The 22,900-nt window shown below is 57.9% G+C and carries 19 protein-coding genes; 15 read left to right on the plus strand and 4 right to left on the minus strand.

Translation table 11 applies throughout. The features are described 5' to 3' along the window. Nucleotides 1-66: 66 nt before the first annotated feature. From MDG893_RS06910 to MDG893_RS06965, 12 genes are all read left to right on the plus strand, one after another. Nucleotides 67-558 (plus strand): RNA polymerase sigma factor, encoded by a 492-nt coding sequence (locus MDG893_RS06910; RefSeq protein ID WP_007153028.1) that lies wholly within the window; start codon nucleotides 67-69, stop codon nucleotides 556-558. Further along, a complete protein-coding gene (locus MDG893_RS06915) occupies nucleotides 555-1,280 on the plus strand; it encodes an anti-sigma factor family protein (RefSeq protein ID WP_007153029.1) in 726 nt (241 codons plus the stop codon). The genes MDG893_RS06910 and MDG893_RS06915 overlap by 4 nt, the downstream gene beginning before the upstream one ends. Before the next feature lie 101 nt (nucleotides 1,281-1,381). Next, nucleotides 1,382-3,271 carry a monovalent cation:proton antiporter-2 (CPA2) family protein gene (locus tag MDG893_RS06920; protein ID WP_007153030.1) on the plus strand — a complete coding sequence of 630 codons (1,890 nt, stop codon included), beginning with the start codon at nucleotides 1,382-1,384 and terminating at the stop codon, nucleotides 3,269-3,271. Nucleotides 3,272-3,449: 178 nt separating this feature from the next. Further along, nucleotides 3,450-4,556 (plus strand): histone deacetylase family protein, encoded by a 1,107-nt coding sequence (locus MDG893_RS06925; protein ID WP_007153031.1) that lies wholly within the window; start codon nucleotides 3,450-3,452, stop codon nucleotides 4,554-4,556. Nucleotides 4,557-4,703: 147 nt separating this feature from the next. After that, a complete protein-coding gene (gene ahpC / locus MDG893_RS06930) occupies nucleotides 4,704-5,267 on the plus strand; it encodes an alkyl hydroperoxide reductase subunit C (RefSeq protein ID WP_007153032.1) in 564 nt (187 codons plus the stop codon). Nucleotides 5,268-5,488: 221 nt separating this feature from the next. After that, nucleotides 5,489-7,081: an alkyl hydroperoxide reductase subunit F gene (ahpF, locus tag MDG893_RS06935; RefSeq protein WP_007153033.1), complete on the plus strand. Its 1,593-nt coding sequence runs from the start codon at nucleotides 5,489-5,491 to the stop codon at nucleotides 7,079-7,081. A 197-nt stretch (nucleotides 7,082-7,278) separates the two neighbouring features. Next, nucleotides 7,279-7,872 (plus strand): transcriptional regulator BetI, encoded by a 594-nt coding sequence (gene betI, locus MDG893_RS06940; protein WP_007153034.1) that lies wholly within the window; start codon nucleotides 7,279-7,281, stop codon nucleotides 7,870-7,872. A 31-nt stretch (nucleotides 7,873-7,903) separates the two neighbouring features. Beyond that, nucleotides 7,904-9,370, plus strand: coding sequence for a betaine-aldehyde dehydrogenase (betB, locus tag MDG893_RS06945; RefSeq protein ID WP_007153035.1), 1,467 nt, complete (start codon nucleotides 7,904-7,906; stop codon nucleotides 9,368-9,370). Nucleotides 9,371-9,391: 21 nt separating this feature from the next. Further along, nucleotides 9,392-11,077 (plus strand): choline dehydrogenase, encoded by a 1,686-nt coding sequence (gene betA / locus MDG893_RS06950; protein WP_007153036.1) that lies wholly within the window; start codon nucleotides 9,392-9,394, stop codon nucleotides 11,075-11,077. Between the two features lie 226 nt (nucleotides 11,078-11,303). Further along, nucleotides 11,304-12,521 carry a hypothetical protein gene (locus MDG893_RS06955; RefSeq protein WP_007153037.1) on the plus strand — a complete coding sequence of 406 codons (1,218 nt, stop codon included), beginning with the start codon at nucleotides 11,304-11,306 and terminating at the stop codon, nucleotides 12,519-12,521. A gap of 40 nt (nucleotides 12,522-12,561) precedes the next feature. Beyond that, a complete protein-coding gene (locus tag MDG893_RS06960) occupies nucleotides 12,562-12,771 on the plus strand; it encodes a hypothetical protein (protein ID WP_007153038.1) in 210 nt (69 codons plus the stop codon). Between the two features lie 45 nt (nucleotides 12,772-12,816). After that, nucleotides 12,817-13,371, plus strand: coding sequence for a YgjV family protein (locus MDG893_RS06965; protein WP_007153039.1), 555 nt, complete (start codon nucleotides 12,817-12,819; stop codon nucleotides 13,369-13,371). Here the strand turns inward: MDG893_RS06965 and MDG893_RS06970 are convergent. After that, the gene (locus tag MDG893_RS06970; RefSeq protein ID WP_007153040.1) at nucleotides 13,366-14,400 is read right to left on the minus strand and encodes a histone deacetylase family protein; all 1,035 of its coding nucleotides are present in this window, start codon (nucleotides 14,398-14,400) and stop codon (nucleotides 13,366-13,368) included. The two genes, MDG893_RS06965 and MDG893_RS06970, sit on opposite strands and share 6 nt — an antisense overlap. Nucleotides 14,401-14,512: 112 nt before the next feature. On the opposite strand from MDG893_RS06970, the gene MDG893_RS06975 reads away from it, so the two are divergent. Beyond that, nucleotides 14,513-15,073: an LOG family protein gene (locus MDG893_RS06975; protein WP_007153041.1), complete on the plus strand. Its 561-nt coding sequence runs from the start codon at nucleotides 14,513-14,515 to the stop codon at nucleotides 15,071-15,073. Here MDG893_RS06975 and MDG893_RS06980 read toward each other — a convergent pair. The 3 genes from MDG893_RS06980 to MDG893_RS06990 all read right to left on the minus strand — a co-directional run bounded on the left by MDG893_RS06980 (nucleotide 15,046) and on the right by MDG893_RS06990 (nucleotide 20,304). Further along, entirely contained in the window at nucleotides 15,046-15,936 is an 891-nt protein-coding gene (locus tag MDG893_RS06980; protein ID WP_007153042.1) for a carbohydrate kinase family protein, read from the minus strand. The two genes, MDG893_RS06975 and MDG893_RS06980, sit on opposite strands and share 28 nt — an antisense overlap. A gap of 95 nt (nucleotides 15,937-16,031) precedes the next feature. Beyond that, a complete protein-coding gene (locus tag MDG893_RS06985; protein WP_007153043.1) occupies nucleotides 16,032-16,937 on the minus strand; it encodes a response regulator transcription factor in 906 nt (301 codons plus the stop codon). After that, a complete protein-coding gene (locus MDG893_RS06990) occupies nucleotides 16,924-20,304 on the minus strand; it encodes a hybrid sensor histidine kinase/response regulator (protein WP_007153044.1) in 3,381 nt (1,126 codons plus the stop codon). The genes MDG893_RS06985 and MDG893_RS06990 overlap by 14 nt, the downstream gene beginning before the upstream one ends. Before the next feature lie 382 nt (nucleotides 20,305-20,686). On the opposite strand from MDG893_RS06990, the gene urtA reads away from it, so the two are divergent. Together urtA and urtB are read left to right on the plus strand one after the other, a co-directional pair. Next, the gene (gene urtA, locus MDG893_RS06995) at nucleotides 20,687-21,886 is read left to right on the plus strand and encodes an urea ABC transporter substrate-binding protein (RefSeq protein WP_007153045.1); all 1,200 of its coding nucleotides are present in this window, start codon (nucleotides 20,687-20,689) and stop codon (nucleotides 21,884-21,886) included. An 82-nt stretch (nucleotides 21,887-21,968) separates the two neighbouring features. Then, the gene (urtB, locus tag MDG893_RS07000) at nucleotides 21,969-22,895 is read left to right on the plus strand and encodes an urea ABC transporter permease subunit UrtB (RefSeq protein ID WP_007153046.1); all 927 of its coding nucleotides are present in this window, start codon (nucleotides 21,969-21,971) and stop codon (nucleotides 22,893-22,895) included. The last annotated feature ends 5 nt before the right edge of the window (nucleotides 22,896-22,900 follow it).

Raw genomic sequence — 22,900 nt, forward strand, 5'->3', positions numbered from 1 at the left:
CTTCGTTCATGGAATAAATCGGTTTCACGACCGTTTTACCGATAACTCCTTTGGAAATGGAAGGCTATGAAAGAGGAAATCACCGAACTATTACCAAGGCTCCGACGATTCGCTTACTCGTTGACCGGCTCCCTGTCAGACGCCGACGACCTGCTGCAGAATACGGTGGAGCGCTTGCTGACCAGGGACATGCCGGACGACGCCGACCTTACCAAGTGGGCGTTCCGGGTTTGCCGCAATGTCTGGATAGACGAGTGCCGAGCGCGCAAGGTTCGGCGGGACGCAGCGGAACACCCGGAGCTGACGGATGGCCAGGTGATCAATGGCGAGCACCAGACCACCAAAGAGATAGAGTGGCACCGGGTGGACGCTGCGATGGCAAAGCTGCCACAGGACCAGCGCCAGATCATCTCCCTGGTGGCGATCCAGGGCATGCCCTACAAAATCGTGGCTGAAATCCTGGAGGTGCCCAAGGGTACGGTGATGAGCCGGCTGGCCCGAGCCAGGGCGGCATTGAGTGAGGCCCTGACGCCTGCAACCATGAGGACCGATTCGTGAAGATGACTGATGAAACCCTGTCGGCTTTCCTCGATAACGAATTGACCGACGCGGAGATGGAAGCGGTTCGAGACCAGCTCGAGAAAGACCCGACGCTGGCCGATCGACTGGCCGAGATGGCGTCCGTGGATGCCGAGCTGCAGGCCCATTACGGCTCGATTGATGACCGTCCCATGCCGGCTTCGATTACCCAAATGCTGGAGGAAAAGGCCTCCCGGAGTGCTGCGCCCGCGCAGGACAATGTGGTCACCTTTCCGTGGTGGCGCAGGCTGCCCGGCCACACGGGTAAAGCGATCGCCGCCGCTATCATCGCGGGGGTGGCGCTGACGCAATGGCTGACGGTGGCAACGGACGGCGATCCGATGTCGCCCGCGGTGGCGAACGTTCTGGATAGCCAGCCCAGTGGCGAGGTTTACCAGGTTAATGACGAGGCGAGCATGACGCCGAGACTGACGTTCCAGAGCCAGGCAGGCCAATGGTGCCGCCAGTTTCGCCTGGAGACACAAACCTCCGCGTCGGAGCGAATTGCCTGTCGCACCGGCATGGGCTCCTGGGAGCAGGTGGCTACGGCCGAAGCGGAGCCCTCTCTGGCACCTGATGTATACCGGACGGCGAGCGGTGGCAGTGTGCTTGACGAGGAATTGGACCGGATGATGGCCAAGCCCGCCATCGGGCCCGACCAGGAGCGTGCGTTGCTTGAACAGCAGTGGAGTCGTAATTAAAAGTCCTGCGTCACAGAGGTTTGCGGTTCCGGTGGATGGCAACACGGGGGAATCCAGCTAGTATCAAGGTGTTTATCCTTCGCTGAACTGATGGGGCCGTAATGACCGAATACTTTATCCAGGCGTTTATTTATCTGACCGCCGCTGTTGTCGCGGTGCCATTGGCAAAGCGCCTGGGATTGGGTTCGGTATTGGGGTATCTGGTGGCCGGTGTCGTTATCGGGCCGGTGACGGGGCTGGTGGGCCAGGAAACCGCAACCATTCAGCATTTCGCCGAATTTGGTGTGGTCATGATGCTGTTTCTGGTGGGCATGGAACTGGACCCGAAATCCCTCTGGGCCATGCGGATCCGCTTGCTGGGCCTGGGTGGCCTGCAAGTGGTGCTCACCTCCGCTGCCGGAATGGCGATTGCCTGGTGGATGGGGCTGCAATGGCAGACCACCGTCGCCGTTGGCCTTATCTTCTCGTTGTCTTCCACCGCCATTGTTCTGCAGACCCTTAACGAGAAGGGGCTCAGTAAAACCGAGGGTGGCCGGGGTGCTTTCTCGGTGCTGTTGTTCCAGGACATTGCCGTTATTCCGATGCTGGCGGTGATTCCCCTGCTGGCGATATCCGAACTGGCGGGCGTTGGGGCGACGGATCCGGGGCACCAGGGCGGTTTCAGCCTGGTGGCGCATCTGCCGGGCTGGGCTCACGCCCTGGTGGTGATCGGCTCTGTGACCACGGTGATCGTCGGCGGTCATTTCCTGAGTCGGCCCCTGTTTCGTTACGTGGTTCAGTCCGGTATGCGGGAGGTGTTTACAGCCACCGCGTTAATGCTGGTGATCGGTATTGCCGCGCTGATGAGTGTCGTCAATCTGTCGCCGGCGCTTGGGGCTTTCCTCGCCGGTGTGGTGCTGGCCAACAGCGAGTTCCGTCACGAACTCGTGGCCAACATCGAACCCTTTAAAGGGCTACTGCTCGGGTTGTTTTTCATCACAGTGGGCGCCGGTATCAACTTTGAGATGCTGGCAGCGCAATGGGGCACTGTGATCACATTGGCGCTGGCGGTTATCCTGGTCAAGGCAGCCATTCTGTTGCTGCTTGCATTGTTATTCGGGCTGCGGGGCCGTGATGGCTGGTTGTTCACCCTGGGGCTGGCCCAGGCCGGCGAATTCGGCTTCGTGCTGCTGACCTACAGCATGCAGAACAGTGTGATCCCCACAGACATCGCCCAGCTTCTGGGGTTGGTGGTGGCGCTGTCCATGTTCCTGACGCCGCTGTTGTTCATTGCCTATGACCGGCTGATCCTGCCGCGGTATCGTGAAGCCCGCAATGAGCAGCGGGAAGCCGATGTGATCGAGGAGCAGGCGCCAGTGATCGTGGCCGGGGTTGGACGATTTGGCCAGATTGTGTGCCGGTTATTGCGCGCCAACAAGATTCCCATTGTCGCTCTGGACCTGGCCCTGGATCAGATCGAAAACCTGCGACGTATCAATATCAAGAGCTATTTCGGTGATGCCAGCCATACGGGGTTACTGGAAACGGCGGGCATCGCCCACGCGCGCTTGCTCGTGGTTGCGATTGACGACCGGGATAGAGCCGTGGCCCTGGTGCACCACGTCAAGCAACACTACCCCGGCGTCTGGGTTCTGGCACGGGCGTTCGACCGGGGCCATGGCTATCAATTGCGCCAGGCCGGCGCCGACGATGTCGTCAGCGAAACCTACCATTCTGCGGTGGAGCTGGGTGGCCATGCACTGACCGCATTCGGCGTTCACCCATTGCGGTCGCGACAGATGACCTGGGCGTTTATCAACAATGAAAAGTCCCACGAGGACGAACTGTTCGACGCCTGGAAGGAAATCGAAGAGGGTATCCGCTTCAGCCCACGTTACGGTGAGCTGTTCATGAAGCTGGAGGATACCCTGAGTGACGTGATGCAGCAGGACTGGGAACCGCCCAGCCGTGAGGAGGTGCCCTTGTGGTCACCTCCCAAAACGGATGAATAATATCCAACTACTGGCGCGGATCTGTTCCGTCAGAATTATATTTTGTCCATACATTGCCAGTGCTGCTTCTGAAATGCTCAAACACTCGCATCCGACGCGTTGGCGGTTGTGAGCAACGTTGTGATTTGCCCTGAGAAGACTATGCTTGTGCTAAGGTCCGGCAGAGGAGAGCATTGCCTTGTCACAACAGCGGGACGTCACCGTCTTTTATGATGAACGGGTGTTGGCCCATCACCCGGATACCAACATGGATTTTCTGCCCGGTCGCCTGGACAAACGGGTACGTTCCATTCTTTCGGGGCTTAATGTGCAGTGGAAGTACCCGGAGCATCCGGGCCGTATTACCGCGATCATGGACTTGCTCGCCCGTGAGCCCATTCCCGGTGTCCGGATCGAGCCTGGTAAGGCCGCAACGCCGGATCAGTTGAGGCGGGTTCATACGACTTCCTTCCTGGACGACATATTCTCATTGCGGGACGAAAGTGCGTGGCTGGATGTGGATACCACCGCCGTTTCACCGGGTAGTGTTGAAGCTGCCGAAGTGGCTGCAGGTACCGCTATCGCAGCCGTGGAAGCGGTGGTTGAGGGCCGCACGAACAGCGCCTTCGCGATGGTCAGGCCGCCTGGCCACCATGCCGAACCAGTGCGCGCAAGGGGGTTCTGCCTTTTCAATAATGTTGCCGTTGCAGCCGCACACGCGCAGGCGGAGTTGGGCTGTGAACGGGTATTGATCGTCGATTGGGACGCCCACCATGGCAATGGCACCCAGGATATCTTCTGGGCTGACCCGGACACCATGTTTTTTGATATTCACCGGGCCGCACCATTTTACCCAGGCAGTGGCGCGTTAACCGATGTTGGCGCCGGCCTGGGCGAGGGCACCACCATTAACGTTCCCATGCCCGGTGGCGCGGGCGATGTCGCTTACCTGAAAGCGCTGCGTGAGATACTGGTACCTGCCGCAGACTATTTCAAACCGGACCTGGTACTGGTCTCCGCCGGCTTTGATGCCCATTGGTATGACCTGGCGCTCAATGTGTCCTACGAAGGCTTTGCGGCCATGACGGGCATTGTGCAGGAGATTGCGGACAAGCACTGTAACGGCCGGCTGGCCATGGTGCTGGAGGGCGGTTACAATACCGAATCATTATCTCATGGCGTGCACGCAGTGCTTCGGGCACTGGCCGGTGGCACGTTGGCGGAACCAAGGGTCTGCGGTATGGAAGAAGTGGACGCTGCCATCGACTTTCACAAGGGCGCCTTCGAGCCCGATAACACGGATTAGTCTTTCTCCGCAGCCTTCCCAGAAATGAAATAGCGGTTTCCTATCGAACGGCTAAAAACAATCAATTTGAATGTTTTTGATCAAATCAATAGTTTAGCCAACTCAAGTTAGCCAATGCCTAAACTCAACCAACGGGAGATATCTATTATGGGTATGATTAACAGCGAAATTAAACCGTTCAACGCCACCGCCTTTAAGGGCGGCGAGTTTGTTGAAATTTCCGAAGCCGATGTAAAAGGTAAGTGGTCTGTCTTCTTCTTCTACCCGGCCGACTTCACCTTCGTTTGCCCGACCGAGCTGGGCGACGTGGCCGACAAGTACGAAGAGCTGCAGAAACTGGGTGTGGAAGTGTTCTCCGTATCCACCGATACCCACTTCACCCACAAGGCGTGGCACAGCAGCTCCGAGACCATCGGCAAGATCAACTACTTCATGGTAGGCGACCAGACCGGCACCATCACCAACAACTTCGGTGTGATGCGTGAAGGCCAAGGCCTGGCAGACCGCGCTACCTTCCTGATCGACCCGGATGGCGTTATCCAGGCCATGGAAATCACTGCCGAAGGCATCGGCCGTGACGCTGATGACCTGCTGCGCAAGGTAAAAGCGGCTCAGTACGTTCGTAACAACCCCGGCGAAGTTTGCCCGGCCAAGTGGAAAGAAGGCGAAGCGACTCTGACTCCGTCACTGGACCTGGTTGGCAAAATCTAAGGTTTTGGTAACAGTGAAACCTGTAAAAGGCCCGCTCTGCGGGCCTTTTTCGTTTCTATCCAATTGATTTATCGAGTCGAATAGCAAAGGCCTATCAAATACTTTGGATCAATTAATTTGAGCTGTGACAGGTCAGTCCGTATCGTTCTCCCATATTCGATTCACGACTCAAATCGAGTTCGGACATTCAGTTTTACGCTATCCAAAGGGGAAAAGAGAGCATGTTGGATGCCAGTATCAAGGAACAGTTGAACGCCTACATGGACAAGCTGCAGCAGCCGATTGAGCTGGTGGCGGCTTATGATGACAGTAATAAGTCCCAGGAACTCAAACAGTTGCTGGACGAGCTCGAACCCATGTCTGACAAGATCAGCCTGCGCACGGAAGAGTCAGATCAAGTACGTCGCCCGTCATTTGCCATCAACCGTGTTGGCAGCGATATCGGTGTGCGATTTGCCGGCATCCCGATGGGTCATGAGTTTACTTCCCTCGTGCTGGCGTTGTTGCAGGTAGGTGGTCATCCGCCGAAGGCCAGCGAAGACGTGATTGAACAGGTCAAAAACCTGGATGGTGACTTTGAGTTTGAAACCTACTTCTCACTGTCGTGCCAGAACTGCCCGGACGTGGTCCAGGCGCTGAACCTGATGAGCGTCCTCAATCCAAGGATCAAGCATACGGCGATCGACGGTGCCCTGTTCCAAGACGAAGTGGAGCAGCGTGAAGTCATGGCAGTGCCCAGCGTTTATCTCAATGGCAAGCCGTTTGGCCAGGGTCGCATGACTCTGGAGCAGATTATCGCAAAGGTAGACACCGGTGCCGAGGCTCGTGACGCTGAGAAGCTCAAGCAAAAAGACCCGTTCGAGGTGTTGGTCATTGGAGGTGGCCCGGCGGGTTCTTCAGCCGCTATCTACGCGGCACGCAAGGGCATCTCTACCGGTATTGCCGCTGAACGTTTCGGCGGACAGGTGGCGGACACCATGGGCATCGAGAACCTGATCTCCGTGCCCTACACCGAAGGCCCCAAGCTGGTGGCGGCCATGGAGCAGCACGTCAAGGAATACGACGTGGATATCATGAACCTGCAACGCGCGGAGAAGCTGATACCGGCGGCTCGCAAGGGTGGCTACCACGAAGTACGTCTGGCCAATGGTGCCTCTTTGAAGAGCCGCACGCTGGTCCTGTCCACAGGTGCTCGCTGGCGTCAGATGGGCGTTCCGGGTGAAGAGGAATACCGCAATAAAGGTGTGGCCTATTGCCCGCACTGCGACGGCCCGCTGTTCAAGGGCAAGCGTGTGGCGGTGATCGGTGGCGGTAACTCCGGCGTGGAAGCGGCCATCGACCTGGCGGGTATTGTTGGCCATGTGACTCTGATCGAGTTCGGTGCGGCCATGCGAGCGGACGATGTGCTGCAGAAGAAACTGCGCAGCCTGAAGAATGTGGAAATCATCACCTCGGGCCAGACCACAGAGATTACGGGCGAGAGCGGTAAGGTGAATGGGCTTCAGTATACCGACCGCACAACCGGAGAGAGCCACCATATATCGCTGGAAGGCGTATTCGTCCAGATCGGCCTGGTGCCAAACACCGAGTGGCTGAAAGGCGACATCGAGCTAAGCCAGCATGGCGAGATCATTGTTGACGAGCGCGGTGAAACCTCCATTCCGGGCGTGTTTGCGGCCGGTGACGCGACAACCGTTCCGTATAAGCAGATCGTGATCTCCATGGGTGAAGGTTCCAAGGCCGCCCTGAGCGCGTTCGACTTCCTGATTCGAAACTCCGTTGATGAGAACGAGAGCGACGAAGCGGCGGCCTGAACCTCCGCTAAACAGGTTCACACACGGCTGACCCCTAACCAGTTCGTGTTTTTCAGCCCTGCTGTCCGGTTTCCGGATAGCGGGGCTTTTTTATGGGCGTCTCTTGGGAGTGGGTCGGTTAGGTTGTACAAGTCGATTACTTTCTGTACATTTTATTTTAATTGAACGTTCAATTAATAAAACGGACAGGAAATGCGATGCCGATTGTTGGCGTGAAAGACACCCGAAAACAGCAACTGATTGATGCCACCATGGCATCCATTGCCGAACTGGGGCTGCAGAACACCACCATCATCTCCATCAGCCGTCGTGCCGGTATGTCGTCCGGCATCATCAGCCACTATTTCGGTGGTAAGCAGGGGCTGATCGAAGCCGCACTGCGTTATTTGCTGGACCAGTTGGGAAAGGAATTGCGGGAGCGGATGGCCCGTACCGATGGATCGCCGGAACAACGCCTTCAGTGCATCGTGGAAGCTAACTTTTCCGAGTTTCAGCGTACCGACCTGGCGGCAAAGACCTGGCTCAGTTTTTGGGCCCGTTCGATGCACGAGCCGGGTTTGCAGCGCCTGCAGCAGATCAACAACGCCAGGCTGTACAGCAATCTGCGTTATTCCTTCGCCCAGCGTTTGCCAAAACAGGCCGCCACCGAAGCTGCCCGCCAGCTGGCGTCGATGATCGACGGCTTCTGGCTGCGAAGTGCCCTGAGCACCGATCCCCAGGAAGGCTTTTCGGCGGCGGAAACGCTGTGTAAACGATTTGCATTGAACGCACTCGAATCCACCCTTAATTAACCCCGAATTCACACGATCAGGTTTGAACCCCATGACTGAATTGCCCCGTTATCAGAACTTTATCAACGGCCAGCCCATGGCCAATGCCTCCGGTGAAACTTTCCCGGTTGTGAATCCGGCCACGGGCGAGGTGATCTATGAAATGGAAATCGCCGATGAGGCTGTCCAGAAGGCCGCGATCGACAGCGCCCAGGCCGGCTTCAAGGTCTGGTCTGCCATGACCGGTGCCCAGCGTGGCCGTATCCTCCAGCGTGCCGTGGCGTTGCTGCGGGAACGTAATGACGAACTGGCTGCGCTGGAAGTTCAGGACACCGGCAAACCCTGGCAGGAAGCACAGGTGGTAGACGTGGTGACCGGTGCGGACACCCTGGAGTATTTTGCCGGCCTGGCCGCGTCCGTTGAGGGTGGCCAGCAGGACCTTGGCGGGGATTTCTATTACACCCGTCGTGAACCGCTGGGTGTGTGTGCCGGTATCGGTGCGTGGAACTATCCGCTGCAGATTGCCTGCTGGAAGTCCGCTCCGGCCCTGGCAACGGGTAACAGCATGATTTTCAAGCCCTCGGAGGAAACTCCGATGGGCGCCCTCAAGCTGGCTGAGATCTTTGTCGAAGCCGGTGTACCGGCGGGTGTGTTCAACGTGGTCCAGGGCGCGGGTGATGTTGGTGCCTGGCTGACCCACAACCCCGATATCGCCAAGGTGTCGTTCACCGGGGAAGTCGGCACTGGCCGGAAGGTAATGACCGCTGCTGCCTCCACCCTGAAAGACGTCACCATGGAGCTTGGCGGTAAATCACCGCTGATTGTTTTCGACGATGCGGATATTGATAACGCCGTCTCTGCCGCCATGCTGGGTAACTTCTACACCCAGGGCGAGATCTGCACCAACGGCACCCGCGTGTTCGTGCACCAGGACATCTATTCCGAATTTATGGACCGGTTGCTCGAGCGCACTCTGAACAATATTCGCATGGGTGATCCCACCGACCCGGACACCAACTTCGGCGCGCTGATCTCGCTGAAGCACCAGCAACTGGTGCTGGATTACATCGAGAAAGGCATTGCCGAGGGCGCCACCCTCAGTCACGGCGGTAAGGCCGCGAAGCCGGCCTCCGCGCCTGGCGGTTACTTCGTGGAGCCCACCATCTTCACCGACTGTACCGATGACATGACCATCTGCCGCGAGGAAATCTTCGGGCCAGTGATGTCGGTACTGACCTTCTCCGACGAGGAGGAAGTGATCGGCCGTGCGAACAGCACGGATACGGGTCTGGCAGCGGGGGTGTTCACCAACGATATCCGTCGCGCCCACCGGGTGATTCACCGCATCCAGGCTGGTATCTGCTGGATCAACAGCTATGGAGCATCGCCTGCGGAAATGCCGGTGGGTGGCTACAAGCTCTCCGGTGTTGGCCGCGAGAACGGCCGCGTCACACTCGATCACTACACCCAACTGAAGGCGGTGTACGTGGGCATGGAGGACATAGACAGTCCGTTCTAAGCGGTCTGTTCGGAGTTGCGTATGAAAGAAGTGAACTACGATTACATCATTGTCGGCGCGGGGTCTGCAGGCTGTGTGCTGGCCAACCGGCTTACCGAGGATGGCCGCCACCGGGTGCTGCTGCTGGAAACCGGCGGCAGCGACAAGAGCATCTTTATCCAGATGCCCACGGCGCTGTCCATCCCCATGAACACCAAAAAATACGCCTGGCAGTTTGAGACCGAGCCGGAACCCTACCTGGATAACCGCCGCATGCACTGCCCCCGGGGCAAGGTGCTGGGCGGCTCTTCCTCCATCAACGGCATGGTATACGTACGTGGTCATGCCCGTGACTTTGATGAATGGCAGGAGCAGGGTGCCGAAGGCTGGGACTATCGCCACTGCCTGCCGTATTTCAAGAAGGCGGAAACCTGGGCCTTTGGCGCTGATGACTATCGTGGTGACCAGGGCCCGCTGGGCGTGAACAACGGCAATAACATGCAGAACCCGCTCTACAAGGCCTTTGTGGACGCAGGCGTGGATGCCGGCTATTTCGCCACCGACGACTACAACGGCGAGCGCCAGGAAGGTTTCGGCGCCATGCACATGACCGTCAAAAATGGCCGCCGTTGGTCCACCGCCAACGCCTATCTGCGGCCGGCCATGGCGCGGGACAATCTGACCGTAGTCACCCACGCGCTGGTGCACAAGGTGTTGCTGGATGGAACACGGGCCACCGGCGTTCGATACGAGAAAGACGGCAAACAGATGGATGTGACGGCGTCAGAGGAAGTGATCCTGTCGGCCGGCTCTATTGGTTCACCCCATCTTTTGCAGCTTTCCGGCATTGGCAACCGCGACGTACTGGAGCAGGCCGAAATCCCCGTCAATCACGAACTGCCCGGTGTGGGCGGCAACCTGCAGGATCATTTGGAGTTCTACTTCCAGTTCCGTTGCAAGCAGCCGGTCTCTCTCAATGGCAAGCTCGACTGGTGGAACAAGCTCAAGATTGGTGTTCGCTGGTTGCTTAAGAAAGACGGCCTGGGCGCCACCAACCACTTCGAGTCCTGCGGATTTATCCGCTCCAAGGCGGGCGTCGAATGGCCGGACCTGCAATATCACTTTTTGCCAGCGGCCATGCGGTATGACGGTAAAGAAGCCTTCAACGGCGATGGCTTCCAGTTGCACGTCGGTCATAACAAGCCCAAGAGCCGTGGCTCAGTGACTGTGCAGTCGGACGACCCGCGCCAGCCGCCGCGCATCCAGTTCAACTACCTGCAGCACGAGGATGACCGCGAAGGCTTCCGTGATTGCGTGCGCCTGACCCGTGAGATTGTCAGCCAGCCGGCGATGGACGCCTATCGAGGCTCCGAAATCCAGCCCGGCGTTGATGTGCAGAGCGACGAGGAAATAGACGCCTTTGTTCGCCAGGCGGTGGAAAGCGCCTATCACCCTTCCTGCACGTGCAAGATGGGTGTGGATGATCAGGCGGTGGTAGGGCCCGATACACGGGTTCATGGCCTCACCGGTCTGCGTGTGGTGGACTCGTCCATCTTCCCCACTATTCCCAACGGCAACCTCAATGCTCCCACCATCATGGTGGCGGAGCGTGCCGCTGACCTTATTCGTGGCCTGGCGCCACTGAATCCGTCTGACGCCCCTGTGGCGATGGACGAGCAATGGCGTGATCGCCAGCGCCCCGGAAGGGCCGCGCGCGGGATCGCCTGATACAGTTCCCGGCGGCGCAATGGCCGCCGGTAGTTATGCAAACCATCAGGACTTACCTATCGTCGCTGCGGCGCGATAACCGTGCCGTTGTGAGCGCGCGATAGTTAAGTGTTGACCCGTCAACGCGGGGGTTTGTGTCCGATTCGAATGAACACGTGCTTCAAAGTAGAGGAGGAACACCCATGTTGTCCCATATAATAAGTAACGCCAGAAACTGGAGGTGTGTATGACACTCTGGTTATCCACAGGCCTGATTTTCACGTTCGCGGCTATCGCGCTGATCCTGTTCAAATGGTGGGACCTGAAAGTCATCGGCGTGACGCCGGTACGTACTTTCACGTTTATCGCCATTCTGTTTACCTCGGGCCTGGACGTCGGCCTGATCATGTTTCCGCTGACGGAATTTGCCGGATACGGCAACCTGACGGAAAGCCCCGAATATGGCTTTGCCAACCCACTGGCGATTGAGTTCGGGTTCTGGGCCTTCCTGATCTGGGGATTCTACTTCCTAACCTGCTTCTACTTCTGTGTAATCGAGCCGCGGGTGAAGTTCTTCGACATACCGCTGGTGAAGGTGGTCAACAACGTCGTCATCATTGGCACCTGCGCCTTTACCGCGTTCCTGTTGCTGGTCAACCTGCCCTGGTATCTGCCGGAAATTGGTGATGGCGAAACCGTCGTGCCCACGTTCTACCTGATCGTCTTCGCGGCGATTGCCGCTGCGGTTTACTCCAGTAGTAAAATCAAATACGTGCGCATACTCAGCCTGGGTTCCAGCTGGTTGTTCATCGCGCTGATTGCGGTGATGTGGGGCCGTGCTTTCCTGACGGGCAACGGCAGCGTGGGAGACTTCTTCGGCACGGCTGGGCTGATTGGTGAGTACTTCACCAACCTGCATCACTTCATGTTGCCGTTGAACGACTACCACGAGTTTTACCTGTTCTGGTGGTTCTCCTGGAGCATCATGATCGGCCAGTTCACGGCGCGTTTTGTCAGTGGCCTGCGCACCTGGCAGTTGATGATTTCCATGCTGGTGTTTCCGTCTATCGCCATTGGTATCTGGTTCTCGGTGCTTTACCACTACCACGCTGAAGGCCTGAACATTGCCAGCTACATCAACATCGCCATGATCACGGTGGGTATCCTGATGGTGATCAACTCACTGGACTCGCTGATCCGGCTTTACACCGACAATCTCAACCTGACCGCAAGCCGGCTGGGCCAGTGGAAGTATTATTTTGGCAACCTGATTGCAATGTGTGGTCTGACGCTGCTGTTCCAGCTCGACTTCCTGCGCATTCAATGGGTGGGCGCGCTGGTGATTGCGCTGTACTTCGGCTGCTTCGTGTACATTGTCACGAAACGTCGCGCTGAGGTGATGGGCATTGAAGGTTCGCCCAAAGAGAATACACTCGACTTCAGGAAGATTGAGTTAGCGAGCTAGATAGCATCACATACCATCAGGGGAAACCCGGGAGGGCTTTATGTTTCTCGCCGAGAAATCGACCGGACACATGATTGAGGTGTTGGACACCAAAATGCTGATCGACCCTAACGAATCTACTGTTAGGGGCAGCCTGCATTTTGGTGAGGAAGCCCAGGACCCGGAGTTTTTTGACAAGGCCGGCCTGAATTTCCCGTCCGGGGAATCCCTGCCACAGTGCTGGATCGACCCGGATTACCGCAGGCGGTGATCCGGGTTAACCGCAGCCATCAAATGCCAGGCCGTGCTGCCCGCGATGTTTGAGGGAATGAGTCTGACAGAGTTGGCTGGCCAGGCGGTCAGTCTGATTGCATTGGGTTTTTGCATTGTCGGCTTTGCCAGCAAGCGGGACGACCGTTTGATGGTGTTGCTGATCTCCGCGAATGTGGCCTTTGCGCTTCAGTTTGCCCTGTTCGGCAGTTGGACGGCGGCGGTGCTGAGTTTGCTGGTGATCGGCCGCATCGTGCTGGCCCGGCGATACCTGGGCAACTGGAAAGTCATGCTGGCGGTGCTCGCGGTAAACCTGGTGGCAGCGGCGCTGACCTGGCGTGCGCCCGTCGATTTCTTCGCCATTGGTGCGGCCATGTTCGGCACTGTCGGCATGTTCATGTTGCGGGGCATTGCTATGCGGTTAACCCTTGCAGCCGCTGCGATCTGCTGGATGTTGAACAACCTGCTGATTGGTTCCGTCGGCGGTACGCTGGCGGAGGGTATGGTGGTGGTGACTAATTTCATCACGATCTTCCGGTTGGCGCGGATGAAGCGACGTTACCCGGAGGCTTTCGCCAAACTGAACGAGCCGGAGTCATAGCCGGCCGCATTCAAAACCCTTCAGTACGTTCACCACGTTCACGCCAATGGCATCCACATCGTAGCCGCCCTCCATGGTGAACAGGGTCGGCAGGTTCAGTTCCGCCAGCCGCTCCCCCATCAGCAGGTAGTCCGCAGACGTCAGTTTGAAGAAGGAAATCGGATCGTCCTCGAAGGTGTCGACCCCCAGGGCGATCACCAGTGCATCGGGGTGATATTCCGCAATTCGCTGACAAGCGGTTTCCAGCCCTTCGCGCCAGACCTTGAAGGGCGTGCCGGGTGGATACACCAGGTTCTGGTTATAGCCGTTGCCGTCGCCTTCGCCGGTTTCATCCTCAAACCCGAGGAAATGAGGGAACACCAGGTCCGGGTCGCCGTGCAGGCTGATGGTCAATACATCGCTGCGTTGGTAGAAAATGGCCTGGGTACCGTTGCCATGATGGAAGTCGACGTCCAGTATTGCCACGCGTTTGGCGCCCTGGTCCCGAAATGCCTGGGCGGAAATAGCCGCGTTATTGAAGAAGCAGTAGCCTCCGAACAGGTCAGCATGGGCGTGATGCCCAGGTGGACGGCATAGTGCGAACGCGGCAGGCTCCCCGTTGGCCACCAGAGCCTGTGCGGTCAGAGCGACGTTTGCCGAGGCGCAGGCGGCGTCCCAGGTGCCTTCGGTGATCGAGGTTTCGGCGGCAAAGCTGTAGTAACCCAGGCGGCCATCGATGTCTTTGGGCAGCCTTTCCCGCATCCCCCGGCCCGGCCAGACGGCGGGAATGGCCTCGCCGGGTTTGCCCTCGGCTTCCCAATCCTCCCAGCAGCCCTGGAGAAAACTCACGTAATCCGGGGTATGCACGCGCAGAACCGGTTCAAGGCCGAAGTCGTCTGGTGCAAGGACATCTCCCAGTTGTTCCTGTTTGACCCGGCCCAGTATGGTCTCTGCCCGGGATGGCTTCTCGTGGGGGGCGATCAATACGCCGCCGTCGAGCTCGGTCGTGGCGGTACGGCGATTGTGTAGTGGGGAGAAAACGGTTTTCATGGAAAACGAGTCCGTTTTGGTTGTGTAGTGTCAGTCGCTGGCGCTCCCTGGCCACAATCTGACAGTATATTACTCCTCCAATCAAACCACGAACGCGTTATAGGACTCCGTCATGAAAATCGCTGTCTTCTGTGGCTCCAGCCTGGGAAATGATGAACGTTTTGCCCAAGCCGCCGGAGCGTTTGGCCAGTATATGGCCAGCCAGGGTATGGATCTTGTGTTCGGGGGTGGCAAGGTGGGCCTGATGGGTGTGGTTGCCGATGCCGTGTTGGCCGGCGGCCGGGAGGTATATGGCGTTATCCCAGAGTCTCTTCGCGACCGCGAGCTGGCCCATCAGGGCCTGACCCGTCTGGATGTGGTGAGCAGCATGCACGAGCGCAAGGCGCTGATGGCGGATATGGCCGACGCCTTCGTGGCCCTGCCCGGTGGGCCGGGTACCATGGACGAGATCTTCGAAGCCTGGACCTGGGGCCAGCTTGGATATCACAGTAAACCCTGTGCGTTTTACAACGTGGATGGCTACTTCGATGAGTTGCTGGCCTTCATCCGCAAGATGTCCGGCGCCGGATTCCTGAAACCCGAATACGCCGAGATGGTCATCGTGAAAGACCAGCCCGCCGCACTGGTATCGGCGCTGAAAAGCTATCAGCCGCCCTCACGCAAATGGTCATGAAGTCGCTGAAGGCTCAGGTTTTCCGCTGCCAATGATTGTGAGGTCACGCAGAGTGCGCCGCAGACCGCCCCAAGGTGAAGGCAGGTCTGCAGGTTTTCACCGTTAAGGTGGCCACACAGAAAACCACTGAAGAAGGCGTCACCCGCACCGTTGGTGTCCTGCACCCGACCGACTGGAAACGCGGGCTGCTCCAACCATTGCCCGTCCCGGCTAAGCAGGGTGGCACCGTCACTGCCATGGGTGCACACCACCAGCTCCTTGCCATCATCAATGATTCTTTTCATGAAACGGCGATAGTCCGGCAGATTGTCGCTGGACAGGAAAATGACAGTCGCCGCATCGATAAACGGCTGATGATGTGGGTTCCGACCGTCATAGTCATGCAGGTCGGTCCACACCGGTTTGTTCGCGTTTTTTGCCAGGGCCAGTGCCGGCTTCGCATAGCTCAGGATATTGATCACCACCAGTTCGCAGCCTGAAATTGCGGAGGTCACCGGCGCCCAATCAACGCCACTTGGGTCAGCCGGAGGCTGTACAAACAGGGAAACCCGCCCGCCTTGAGGGTCCATCAGGTTTACGTGCTGTTCTGTCGGCGTGTTGGTGATCTCGGCAATCAGTTCGATGCCGGGCTTATTCAGAGCGTGGCGCACCAGATCGGCCTCCGTGTCCTGCCCCAGTAGCGAATGCAAGACCACGCGGCGCCCCAGCGCTGCTAGGTTCAGTGCCTTGCCGGCACCGGTACTACCCACGGATTTGTAACTGCTTCGCGGCCACAGTGTTTGTGGCGTTGGGGTTGGCAGGGCATCGAGCTGGATAATGGTATCCAGCGATGCGCCGCCGATGATGACGATGGGTTTGTTCATGGGGTGGCCTCGGCAGGAAGATTGGCCCATCTTATCCGGTGTGGAACGGGTAAGGCTCCTCCCTGCGGCTACGCCCCTTTCGTTGCCCGTGGTGGTCAGGTTCGCGCCAGACATTTAATGGCCGCAGCGGCGGCCGACGTGCGGTTTTCCACACCCAGTTTGCGAAATACCTGCTCCAGATGCTTGTTCACCGTGCGCGGGCTCATTTCCAGAATCTGTCCGATCTCGCGGTTGGTTTTGCCATTGGCTATCCACAACAGCACATCGGACTCCCGGCCGGTCAGGCTGAAGCGCGTCCGCAGAGCGCCCGTGGCCTCGCTGGGCTTCTGCACCTCTTGCAGGCGCAACAGGTATTCCCTTTCGTCGACCAGGGTGAGGAATTCCACCGTGTGGAGCTCGGGCAGGAAATCCAGCGTAAGGCTGTGGCCGTTCTCCGGATTGTGGCTCAACCAGGTGGCCAGGTTATTGGTCAGTAGCTCAAGGTTGTTAGAGCCGCCGCCAGTGAGCCGCTGATGAACCTGGGGGGTGGACCACAGAATGGCTCCGTGACGGTCCACGGCAAACAGGTTCTGTCCGGCGGTATCCAGAGCGGCCCGAGCGCTGTGTGCCATGCGGGCGTTGGTCAGATGTACCTGCATGCGGGCCATCAGTTCGGTGGTGTTAATGGGTTTGGTGATGTAGTCCACGCCGCCGCATTTGAGCCCCATCACCACGTGCTCAGTGTCGCTGAGGCCGGTCATGAAAATGATGGGGGTATTTGCGAAGTCCGGATTCTGCTTCAGCCGACGGCAGGTTTCGAAGCCATCCATGTTGGGCATGATGGCATCCATCAGCACAATGTCCGGGGTGATGTTCTGACTGATGGTCAGGGCCTGGCTGCCTTCCAGCGCAATCAATACCGTCATGCCGGCACTTTCCAGGGCGTCGTTGATCATGCGAATGCAGTCAACTGCATCGTCCACCACCATAACGACCGTCTTTCGGGCTTCAGGTGTGCTCATGTTCCGTCACCTTGATCAAATCGATGATTTTTTCGAACTGGAAGTCGTTGGTGAGCTTCACAAGTTCTTCTACAAACACCGGATCGGCCTCGCTCCGGTAACGGAGTCCGTGCAGTGCCTCAAGAAGTCCTTTTTTGTGGCCGATGGTGGCCAGCCCCACCAGCGCGGCGCGATGTTCAGCCGCGGGCAGAATCAGCGTTTCCGATTCGGGCGTAATGGTGGCTGCCAGCGGTTCCGGGCTTTTCTCGAAGCGCCAGTCGAGGGTAAGCAGCCGGGCGATGTGGTCCAGCAGCAGGTTCAAGCGCACCGGCTTGATGATGTAACCGTTGTGCAGGGTGGGTGATTCCGGCCGGTTGCGTCCTTCGCTGGCGTCGGCCGATACCATGACTACGGGCACCTGATGGTTGTTGCTTCGCAATTGCGTAAGGATATCCCAGCCGCTGTAACCGGGCATGGAGACATCGAGTAACACCAAGTCGGGATGGCTGTTGTCGATGGCATCCACCACCGCCAGGGAGTTGCCGATGTCGACAATCTCAAAACCCAGCGGAGCTAGCATGGCTCGGATCACCTGGCGGTGGGAGGACTCGTCATCCACCACCATGATCTTGCGTCGCGGGCCTTTGTAGCCATAAATGCGCCGGGCCGGAGATGTCATGGATTCCGGGCGGGGGGTATGCAGGCTGGACAGCATCAGGCTGACGCGGAAGGTACTGCCTTCCCCGGGCGTGCTCTCTACAGAGAGATCGCCGCCCATGATTTCGGTCAACAGCCGGGTGATGGTGAGCCCGAGCCCGGTGCCGGTGCGACTTTGTCCGGGGGTGCGTATACGCTCGAAAGGTCGGAATATGCGCTCGATGTTTTCTTCGGCGATACCTTCACCGGTGTCCTTTATCGTGAACTCAGCCACCTGGCTGCGATATTTCAGGGTTAACGAAATGCTGCCGTTGTCGGTGTATTTGAGCGCATTGGACAGCAGGTTGATGAGTATCTGCCGCAGGCGCTTTTCATCCGTGGTCACCAGTTCGGGTAAGCGGGTAGGGCCGTGGTAACTGAAAGCCAGCCCTTTCTCTTCCGCTTGCAGCCGGAACATGTGCACCAGTTGCTCCATCAGCAGGTCGATACGCACCTCGTCCCGGTGCAGGTCCAGCCGCCCGGCTTCGATCTTGGAGATGTCCAGCAGGCCTTCGATCAGGTCCGCCAGATACTCACCGCTGCGGCGTATGACACCCAGTGCGTCCTTGCGGTTGTCGGGGATAGCGGTGTCGTTCTCCATCAGCTGGGCGTAACCCAGGATTGCGTTCAGCGGTGAACGCAGCTCGTGGCTGATGCCAGTCAGGTAGCGGCTCTTTGCGCCGTTGGCCGCTTCTGCGTGCTCCTTGGCCTGTTGCAGGGCCTGATCCGTGCGCTCGTGGGCCACGATTTCCTCGGTCAGAAGACGGGTCTGTCGCTGGGACTCCTCCTCGGCCACCACGCGGCTTTCATGGGCCAGCACAAACAGCCAGCACACCACGCCAGTGATAATGATCAGCACGAAGAACACCTTCCACAGGGTGATCGACAGCAGCGCGGCTTCGGTGGGCGAGTTCACCGGTGTCTTAGCGTATATCAGTGCCAGAAGCAGCCCGGACAGACCGTTGATCAGAAACAACAACGTCAGGAAGTGGCCAATGCGCGAGTGTAGTTTTGAGAGCACTGACTCGGGAATAAACAGGCCAAAAAACTGCTGCAGCTGATGTCGATAACCTGCACCGGGTTTACAGAAATCGCCGCAGCGGGCATCGAGGGAGCAGCACAACGAGCAGATATTGCCGGCATAGGCCGGGCAGCCAGTCACGTCTTCCGGCTCGAATTCGTGTTCGCAGATACAGCAGGCGACAAGTTGTCGGTCAGTGGCGATGGGCACGAATGGGCGTGCGGTATAAAAGCGCCCACGAGTACGCCAGGCAATGACGGGCGCGATCACCAATGCTGAACCCAGGGTAATGAAGTGTGACAGCGCCTGGGGTACGTCGCCAATGGCGCCACCGTGGCACACCATACCAATGACCGAGGCCAGTATCATGGCACCGACACCAACGGGGTTGATGTCGTACAGGTGTGCCCGCTTGAACTCGATGTGCTTCGGGCTGAAGCCCAGTGGTTTGTTGATCACCAGGTCGGCCACCAGGGAGCCCACCCACGCCACCGCTACGACGCCATAGAAGCCCAGAGTCTCTTCTAGGGCGCGATAAACACCCAACTCCATCACCAGCAAGGCAATGGTCACGTTGAAGACCAGCCACACCACACGGCCCGGATGGCTGTGCGTCAGACGTGAGAAAAAATTCGACCAGGCAATGGAGCCTGCATAGGCGTTAGTGACGTTGATCTTGACCTGGCAAAGAATGACAAAGATGCCCGCGATGGCCAGCGCCACTTCCGGAGACGACGAGAGATAGCCGAATGCCACCATGTACATGCGGGTGGGGTCGGAGGCATCCAGTGCCGACACGCCATGGTTCAGGGCCAGTACAGCCAGGAACGAGCCCGCCAGGATTTTCAACGCACCAATGACAATCCATCCAGGCCCACCGGCCATCACCGCCGTCCACCACCGCAAACGCTGCCCTTGCTCAGGCTCAGGCACAAAACGCAGGAAATCGACCTGTTCGCCAATCTGTGCAATCAACGAGAACACCACGGCCGACGCTGCCCCAAAAAGCAGCAGGTTGAACTCGCCGCCCTGATTGGGGGCAGTGCCCTCAAACTGCGTCCAGTCTGACACCGAGCCGGCGTCCATGTAGATGATGAAAACAAACGGCAGCAGCTGCAGCACAATCCACGCCGGTTGGGTCCAGAGCTGGAACTTGCTGATGGCGGTTATGCCGTGGGTGACCAGGGGGATAATCACCACCGAACAAATGAGGTAACCGATTACCAACGGTATATCCAGCAGCAGCTCCAGCGCCATGGCCATGATCGCCGCTTCGATTGCGAAAAAGATAAACGTAAATGAGGCGTAGATCAGCGAGGTGATGGTGGAGCCGATGTAGCCGAAGCCGGCGCCTCGAGTAAGCAGGTCTATATCAACACCATAGCGAGCGGCGTAGTAGCTGATGGGTATAGCGGTCAGAAAAATGATCAGCGCTACGGCGCAGATGGCCGCGACTGCGTTGTTGAATCCGTAGTGGATAGTGATGGCCCCACCGATGGCTTCCAGCGCCAGAAAGGAAATCGCTCCCAGAGCCGTATTAGTAACGCGGGCGGCGGACCAGCGCCGGGCACTCTTTGCGGTAAACCGCAAGGCGTAGTCTTCGAGCGTCTGGTTAGCCACCCACTGATTGTAATTGCGCCTTACACGGAAAATGCTTTGTCGTGCGGCCATCGTTGTGTTGCCTGTGTCGCTGGATAAGGAGTGCCCGAAAATAAGTGCGGTTGCGTGGCGCGGTGCACCGGACCTGAAAACACCAACAATTTTCGTGCCATGGACAGGAACGCAAGAAAAAGCGGACACATTTAAATCGTGTACCCGCGTTTTAGCCTGTATTGCCGGAATCAGGAATGCGTCAAATGACGTAGTGTGCTGGGGTGATTGCCGAATGGGCTCCCTTAAAGGGCGCAAGCAGAATGTTTGATGTGGACGCTGTGCTTTCGATGAAAAGCGCGGTACCGGATTTCAAACACTGCGAGGAATCACCATGGGTACGACAGATAAAAACGCCAGCATACGATCGCCTGGCAAGAGGCCAGGGTTTAGAAAAAGTCTGATGACACTGGCGGCGTCCGTTATGCTGGCTACCTCCGCGCAAGCGGCGACACCCAGTACGGCAGAAGTCAATACAACCGATCTGGCGGTGACGGATGACACCGTTACGGTTGGCATACTGCACTCTATCACCGGCACCATGGCAATCAGTGAGATTGGCTCGGTGCAGGCGGAAAAGCTGGCGATTGAACAGATAAATGCGTCTGGTGGTGTTCTGGGTCGCCAGATAGAGTTTGTTCAGGAAGACGGCGCCAGCGACTGGCCAACGTTTGCCGAAAAGTCCCGCAAGCTTCTGCGTCAGGATAATGTGGCCGCGATCTTTGGCGCGTGGACCTCCGCGTCACGCAAGGCCATCCTGCCGGTGATCGAACAGTACAACGGCATGCTGTATTACCCTACCTTCTATGAAGGTCTTGAGCAGTCCCCGAACGTGGTTTACACCGGCCAGGAAGCTACCCAGCAGATTCTTGCGGGTATCGACTGGGCGGTAAAGGAAAAGGGCGCCAAGAGCTTCTATCTGCTCGGATCCGACTACATCTGGCCACGAACTTCCAACAAGATCGCCCGCAAGCACATCGATAAGCTGGGCCTGAAAGTTGTGGGTGAAGAGTATTACCCACTGGGCCACACCCAGTTCAACTCGGTGATCAACAAGATCAAGCTCAAGAAGCCCGACGTGATTTTCGCGTCCGTGGTGGGCGGTTCCAACGTGGCCTTCTACAAGCAGATGAAAGCTGCTGGTGTTGATTTCACCGACGAGAAGCCGCTGCTGCTGACGATCTCCGTAACCGAGGACGAAATCCGTGGTATCGGCGGCGACAACGTGGAAGGTATCTACGCCTCCATGAAGTACTTCCAGAGCCTGGACAACCCCAACAACAAGGAGTTTGTTGCGGCCTTCAAGGAAACCTACGGCGATGACATGGTGATCGGCGACGTTACCCAGGCCGCGTATCTCGGTCCCTGGTTGTGGAAAGCGGCGGTTGAAAAGGCCGGCTCTTTCGACATCGATAAGATTCGCGAAGAGTTCGCAGGCATCGAATTCACCAAGGCACCGGAAGGTTACGTACGCATCCACGAAAACCATCACCTGTGGTCCAAGACCCGGATTGGCCAGGCCCAGCTTGATGGTCAGTACAAGGTGGTTCACGAAACAGAAGAGCTGATGGAGCCAGACCCGTTCCCGGAAGGTTACCAGTAAAACGGAATGGCCGGCGCCACCGTGCGCCGGCCTTCATCGCCTCCGCAACGCAAAGCATGTTGGTTTGAAGGGGAGAAGGGTCATGTTCGATGGCTACACCAGCAGTGAATTGATGTCGATATTTGCCATGCAGGGGTTTGCCGGACTCTCCCTGTTTTCAGTGTTCGTACTGATGGCAATGGGCCTGGCCATCATTTTTGGTCAGATGGGCGTGATCAACATGGCCCACGGGGAATTCATGATCCTAGGTGCCTACACCACCTACCTGACGTCGAGTTTTTTCCAGTCCTACCTGCCCGGACTGTTTGGCGGTTACTTCTTCTTCGCCATCATCCTGGCCTTTTTGATATGCGCTGCCTTGGGAGCACTCGTTGAGTGGCTGATGATACGGCATCTCTACCACCGACCACTCGATACCTTGCTGGCCACCTGGGGGTTGAGCCTGATCATGCAGCAGGCCTACCGCTCCATCTTTGGTGCCCGCGAAGTGGGCGTTGATCTTCCAGAATGGATGATGGGCGCCTTCCAGGTGACCGATTTGGTGGAACTGCCGATCAACGGCTTGTTCGTGATGATCATCGCGCTCTCCATTGCTGTCGCCGTTTACTTGCTCATGTACCGCTCCGGCTGGGGCAAGAACGTGCGGGCTGTGGTTCAGAACCGCCCTATGGCTGAGGCTGTGGGCATCAACAGTGCTGGTATCGACCGCGCAACCTTTGCCCTCGGCTGCGGTATCGCCGGAATTGCTGGCGCGGCGTTCACCATGATTGGTTCTACCGGGCCGTCGTCCGGGCAGGCCTACATCGTCGATACCTTCCTGGTGGTGGTCTTCGGCGGCGCCCAAAGCCTGATTGGCACCATTATTTCCGCCTTCGGCATTTCCCAGGCCCAGTCCACCATGGAGTTTTTCCTGAGTGGTTCCATGGCAAAGGTACTCACCCTGTTGGTTGTCGTCGGCATCCTGATGCTGCGTCCGGAAGGACTCATGGCCCTCAAGGTCCGTCGCTAGGAGAT

This window comes from Marinobacter algicola DG893 (assembly GCF_000170835.1).
GTDB lineage: Bacteria > Pseudomonadota > Gammaproteobacteria > Pseudomonadales > Oleiphilaceae > Marinobacter > Marinobacter algicola.